1 pseudogene is annotated in these 255 nt (G+C 49.8%); it reads right to left on the bottom strand.

Features of this window, described 5'->3' with window-relative positions:
- Positions 1-233, bottom strand: a pseudogene (locus R0J87_RS22515) (diguanylate cyclase); the annotation flags it as partial.
- Positions 234-255 lie beyond the last annotated feature (22 nt).

Raw genomic sequence — 255 nt, 5'->3', positions numbered from 1 at the left:
GCGTACGGCATACGGGCAAAGTAAAATTCGCCCTGCCAGTCAAAGCTGATTAACTTAATAAAGACCGGATAATTAATCACGATGATCAGCAGCAGCATATAAAGCGGCAAAGTGGCCAGATAATTGTGGGCATGCATCTCCCAGACGCTGATATGCCGTTTCGGCGCAGCATAGTGCACGTCGTAATGCGCCACGGCCTCGTGGGCCAGCCAGGCGGCTATACAGATCAGCATAATCAGTACATTTACCTGAAAC

This window comes from Halomonas sp. SIMBA_159, assembly GCF_046536035.1.
Lineage (GTDB): Bacteria > Pseudomonadota > Gammaproteobacteria > Pseudomonadales > Halomonadaceae > Vreelandella > Vreelandella venusta_A.
Note: the sequence above shows the minus strand (reverse complement) of the source record. Positions and strands in the feature narration are given on the sequence as shown.